The organism is Pseudomonas sp. P5_A2_2 (assembly GCF_054177685.1).
This window is the reverse complement of sequence record NZ_JBGCUL010000431.1, coordinates 1-3758: the sequence shown is the minus strand read 5'-3', so window position 1 is coordinate 3758 and position 3758 is coordinate 1. Positions and strand designations below refer to the sequence as shown.

Here is a 3758-nt window from a genome sequence, read left to right as displayed (position 1 = left end):
CCACCATCGCGAGCAGGCTCGCTCCTACAAGGGGCCGGCTATTTTCCTCAAAGAATTTTAGAAAAAGGAGTGACACCATGCTGGTGATGCGCCCCGCGCAAATGGCTGATCTGGGCGAGGTACAGCGTCTGGCTGCGGACAGCCCGATTGGTGTCACTTCCTTGCCGGATGACGTTGAACGCCTGAGCGACAAGATCGCGGCAAGCGAAGCCTCGTTCGCCGCCGAAGTGAGCTTCAACGGCGAGGAAAGCTATTTCTTCGTCCTCGAAGACTCTGCCACCGGCAAGCTGGTCGGTTGCTCGGCCATCGTGGCGTCGGCCGGTTACTCCGAACCGTTCTACAGCTTCCGCAACGAAACCTTCGTGCACGCTTCCCGCGAGCTGAAAATTCACAACAAGATCCACGTGCTCTCGCAGTGCCACGACCTGACCGGCAACAGCTTGCTGACCAGTTTCTACGTGCAGCGGGATCTGGTGGGCTCGCCTTGGTCAGAGCTCAATTCCCGTGGCCGTCTGCTGTTCGTCGCCAGCCACCCGGAGCGTTTTGCCGATTCCGTGGTGACCGAGATCGTCGGTTACAGCGATGAAAATGGCGACTCGCCATTCTGGGACGCCATCGGTCGCAACTTTTTCGACCTCAACTACGCTGAAGCCGAGCGTCTGTGCGGCCTGAAGAGCCGGACGTTCCTCGCCGAACTGATGCCGCATTACCCGATCTACGTGCCCCTGCTGCCGGACTCCGCGCAAGAAGCCATGGGCCAGGTGCACCCGCGGGCGCAGATCACCTTCGACATCCTGATGCGCGAAGGCTTCGAGACCGATCACTACATCGACATCTTCGACGGCGGCCCGACCCTGCATGCCCGTGTCTCGGGGATCCGTTCGATCGCCCAGAGCCGTGTGGTGCCGGTGAAGATCGGTGAGCCGGTCAAAGGTGTCGGTCGCCAGTATCTGGTTGCCAATGCCCAGTTGCAGGACTACCGCGCGGTCATGCTCGAGCTTGACTACGCGCCGGGTAAACCGGTGACCCTGGACCTGGAAGCGGCCGAAGCCCTGGGCGTCGGCGAGGGTGCCAGCGTGCGCCTGGTGGCGGTTTAACGTCGCAATTGATGCCTAGAAAGCAGCGAAGTTTCACGGGTGGCGCAAGCGGCCCGTTTGAGGAGATAGCATGATCGTTCGTCCCGTACGCAGCAGCGATTTACCCGCTCTGATCGACCTGGCCCGCAGCACCGGCACCGGCCTGACCACCTTGCCGGCCAACGAAGAGCGGCTGGCCCATCGGGTCGGCTGGGCCGAGAAGACCTTTCGCGGCGAAGCCGGGCGGGGTGATGCGGACTATCTGTTCGTGCTCGAAGATGATGACGGTCGCGTGGTGGGTATTTCCGCCATTGCCGGCGCCGTCGGCCTGCGTGAGCCCTGGTACAACTTCCGGGTCGGTCTGACAGTCAGCGCTTCGCAAGAGCTGAACATCTATCGTGAAATCCCGACGCTGTTCCTGGCCAACGACCTGACCGGCAACTCCGAGCTGTGCTCGCTGTTCCTGCACGCCGATTACCGCAGTGGCCTCAACGGTCGCATGCTGTCCAAGGCGCGGATGCTGTTCATCGCCGAGTTCCCGCAACTGTTCGGCAACAAGATCATCGCCGAAATGCGCGGTGTTTCCGACGAAGCCGGGCGTTCGCCGTTCTGGGAAAGCCTGGGCCGGCACTTCTTCAAGATGGAGTTCAGCCAGGCTGACTACCTGACCGGCGTCGGCAACAAGGCGTTCATCGCCGAACTGATGCCGAAATTCCCGCTGTACACCTGCTTCCTGTCGCCGGATGCGCGCAACGTCATCGGTCAGGTGCACCCGGACACCGAGCCGGCGCTGGCCATGCTCAAGAGCGAAGGCTTCAGCTACCAGGGCTACGTCGACATTTTCGACGCAGGTCCTGCGATCGAATGCGAAACCGGCAAGATCCGCGCCGTGCGCGACAGCCAGGCGCTGGTGCTGGCCGTTGGCACGCCAGGCGACGACGCCACGCCATTCATCATTCACAACCGCAAGCGCGAAGACTGCCGCATCACTGCCGCTCCGGCACGTCTGGCCGCCGGCACTCTGGTGGTCGATTCGAAGACCGCCAAACGTCTTCAACTCAACGCTGGCGATCAAGTGCGCGCCGTGGCGTTGTCCGCAGCTCGGGAGTCGAAATAATGAAGTCGCTTTACATCGCAGGTGAATGGCTGGCAGGTGAGGGCGAAGCCTTCGAGTCGCTGAACCCGGTGACCCAGCAGGTGCTGTGGTCCGGCGTCGGTGCCACCGCCGCTCAGGTCGAGTCGGCTGTGCACGCGGCGCGTCAGGCGTTCCCGGGCTGGGCGCGGCGTACCCTGGAAGAACGCATTTCGGTGCTGGAAGCCTTTGCTGCTGCCCTGAAGACCCACGCGGACGAACTGGCTCATACCATCGGCGAAGAAACCGGCAAACCCCTGTGGGAAGCGGCGACTGAAGTCACCAGCATGGTCAACAAGATTGCCATCTCGGTGCAGAGCTACCGCGAACGTACCGGCGAGAAGAGCGGTCCGTTGGGCGATGCCACCGCTGTGCTGCGCCATAAACCCCACGGTGTGGTGGCAGTGTTCGGTCCTTACAACTTCCCGGGTCACCTGCCGAACGGCCACATCGTGCCGGCACTGCTGGCCGGTAACAGCGTGCTGTTCAAGCCAAGCGAACTGACACCGAAAGTCGCCGAGTTGACGGTCAAGTGCTGGATCGAGGCCGGTCTGCCGGCCGGCGTATTGAATTTGCTGCAAGGCGCTCGCGAAACCGGTATCGCCCTGGCGGCGAACCCGGGCATCGACGGCCTGTTCTTCACCGGCTCCAGCCGCACCGGCAATCACCTGCACCAGCAATTCGCCGGTCGTCCGGACAAGATCCTGGCGCTGGAGATGGGCGGTAACAACCCGCTGGTGGTCGATCAGGTTGCGGACCTCGATGCCGCGGTGTACACGATCATTCAGTCGGCGTTCATCTCCGCCGGCCAGCGCTGCACCTGCGCCCGGCGCTTGCTGGTGCCACAAGGTGCCTGGGGCGACTCGCTGCTGGCGCGTCTGGTGGCGGTCAGCTCGACAATTGAAGTCGGTGCCTTCGATCAGCAACCGGCGCCGTTCATGGGCTCGGTGGTTTCCCTTGGTGCTGCGAAAGCGTTGATGGATGCGCAAGAACATCTGCTGGCCAACGGCGCCGTGGCGCTGCTGGAAATGACTCAGCCTCAGGCTCATTCGGCCTTGCTGACCCCGGGCATCCTGGATGTGACCACTGTCGCCGATCGTCCTGACGAAGAACTGTTCGGCCCGTTGCTGCAGGTGATCCGCTACGTTGATTTTGCAGCGGCGATCGCTGAAGCCAACGACACTGCCTACGGTCTGGCCGCCGGCCTGCTGTCGGATTCCGAAGCGCGTTACCAGCAATTCTGGCTGGAAAGCCGCGCCGGTATCGTCAACTGGAACAAACAGCTGACCGGTGCCGCGAGCAGCGCGCCGTTCGGCGGCGTCGGCGCCTCGGGCAACCACCGCGCCAGTGCCTACTACGCGGCGGATTACTGCGCGTATCCGGTGGCCTCGCTGGAAACGCCGAGCCTGGTATTGCCTGCCGCCCTGACGCCTGGCGTGAAGATGGCGTGATGCCCATCGCCAGCAGGCTGGCTCCCACAGGTTCGGTGGTGGATACACATTTGGTGTACGACACAAACCCTGTAGGAGCGAGCCTGCTCGCGATGGCCG

Annotated in this window: 3 protein-coding genes; all 3 read left to right on the top strand. The window is 62.8% G+C overall.

Translation table 11 applies throughout. The features are described 5' to 3' along the window. Nucleotides 1-77 precede the first annotated feature (77 nt). Nucleotides 78-1097: an arginine/ornithine succinyltransferase subunit alpha gene (aruF, locus tag ACXRVY_RS19850; RefSeq protein WP_007971023.1), complete on the top strand. Its 1020-nt coding sequence runs from the start codon at nucleotides 78-80 to the stop codon at nucleotides 1095-1097. Between the two features lie 70 nt (nucleotides 1098-1167). Continuing rightward, nucleotides 1168-2193, top strand: a complete 1026-nt coding sequence (gene astA / locus ACXRVY_RS19845) for an arginine N-succinyltransferase (protein WP_108215210.1) — start codon at nucleotides 1168-1170, stop codon at nucleotides 2191-2193. Continuing rightward, the gene (astD, locus tag ACXRVY_RS19840; protein WP_457266325.1) at nucleotides 2190-3659 is read left to right on the top strand and encodes a succinylglutamate-semialdehyde dehydrogenase; all 1470 of its coding nucleotides are present in this window, start codon (nucleotides 2190-2192) and stop codon (nucleotides 3657-3659) included. The genes astA and astD overlap by 4 nt, the downstream gene beginning before the upstream one ends. Nucleotides 3660-3758: the final 99 nt, after the last annotated feature.

What these genes read in the sequence shown, in the direction of transcription:
- astA (WP_108215210.1), top strand. Translation starts at nt 1,168, where the DNA reads ATGATCGTTCGTCCCGTACGCAGCAGCGATTTACCCGCTCTGATCGAC.
- aruF (WP_007971023.1), top strand. Translation starts at nt 78, where the DNA reads ATGCTGGTGATGCGCCCCGCGCAAATGGCTGATCTGGGCGAGGTACAG.